The following is a 1,444-nucleotide window of genomic DNA, read 5'->3' as shown; positions in this document are numbered from 1 at the left end:
CGGGTTGAAGGTGCCCAGCCTGGAGAGTGTGGGAGTGCTCACCAACTTTTTGATTACCCCCATGTCTTTTCTGGGGGCCACCTTTTTCGATCCCGCCCAGTTGCCAACCTACCTGCAGGTGCTGGTCTACTGCCTGCCCCTCTCCTACGCCAGCATCGGCATGCGGGCGGCTGCCTATCAGCCCCTCTCCCAGTTTCCCTGGTACACGGTTGGGGTTTTGGGCAGCTTGGCGGTGATCTTGGCCTTTGTGGGCGCTTATCAATTTTCCCACCAGCAGGACTGAGGGTTTTCTCAGTTCCCCTGGCCAAACACTTCTGGATAGCGAGCCAGTTGCTCCTGAAGATTCTGGTCGTAGCGCAGGACAATCACGCGGTAGCCGCCTTCTAGGAGCTGAGCCCGCAGTTGGCGATCCTGCTCGGCTCGAGTTGGCTCATCGTGGACTGCGCCATCACAAAAGACGCAGATATTGGGGTCATAGAAGAAATCGACAACACAGCGGGGCTCACTGATGGACTTCTGGGCATCGTCAGGCAATCGATACCCTCCTTCTGCCAGCGCCTCGAGAAACCTGCGCTCCAGTTCAGACCGAGGGTCAACGAGCTGGCGTAGCCAATCCAAGTGCTCTTGTCGGGAGCTGCCTGGGTCAGTGCGACTGTGGGCCAGCTCACCCAAAAGATCCCGAATCTTGTATCGGTCAAGCTCCAGCGCTTCCCTCTGGTTGGCATAGCTCAGCAGGCACTCATAGCAGGCTGCCCGGCACTCAGGCCGGAGATCTTGAACCCCGGCCTCTGAAAGTCTGAAGTGGCAGATCTCCAGAGACGCCTGAGCCACCTCCGCAAGAGCCTCTGGCTCCTCCACCAGCCGACGCAGGACGCCGGCTCCTCCTTCTGCCGTCTCATAGAGGAGAATAGCCCGATGGGATCCCTGGCCAATGGACTCGGCGGCTAGCTCCGACTCCTCCAGCTCGAAAGTCTCTTCGATCCCCCGCTTAAGGGCGTAGCGCAGGCTGGTCTCCAAGGTCTGGGGATCCCCTAGACCTGGTTGAACCAGGCGCACCAGCAACAGGTTTTGAGTACTGCGCACCGCCAGGCAGACGCGCTGCAAACGTGTTGGGTCGGAAGAGCCAGTTCTGCTCTGCTGGATCTGAGTTCGAGAGAGAACTTCGCCAGTGTCAAAGTTGACCAGAAAGCCCTGCCCTCCACTCCCTCGCCAGCCGTAGTTATTACGCAGCAGAGTGGCGGCTGGGGCATAGCGCAAGTGAAGCAGTTGGGTTTGCCCCCTTAGGACATCGGCTGCTTGAACGCGGTAGCCGGAACTTTTGGGAGCAAGCTGAAAGAAGGTCTGCAGCTCATATCCCCGCCGCCGCCGTTCTTCTTCATCGGCTGTGATGCGATCCCGGCGCTGCATGCGCAAGTAGGGCATTTCCAGGAGATGGTACACCCGG

General features: G+C 59.3%; 2 protein-coding genes. One reads left to right on the top strand and one right to left on the bottom strand.

What is annotated here, in order from left to right; genetic code table 11:
- Positions 1 to 283: ABC transporter permease (locus NW838_RS00740; RefSeq protein ID WP_414427306.1), on the top strand; the 283-nt coding region annotated here is incomplete at its 5' end.
- An 8-nt stretch (positions 284 to 291) separates the two neighbouring features.
- Here the strand turns inward: NW838_RS00740 and NW838_RS00735 are convergent.
- A partial coding sequence (locus tag NW838_RS00735) for a Zn-binding domain-containing protein (RefSeq protein WP_414427305.1) occupies positions 292 to 1,444 on the bottom strand: 1,153 nt, incomplete at its 5' end.

Source organism: Synechococcus sp. R55.2 (assembly GCF_047462075.1).
Lineage (GTDB): Bacteria > Cyanobacteriota > Cyanobacteriia > Thermostichales > Thermostichaceae > Thermostichus.
Note: the sequence above shows the minus strand (reverse complement) of the source record. Positions and strands in the feature narration are given on the sequence as shown.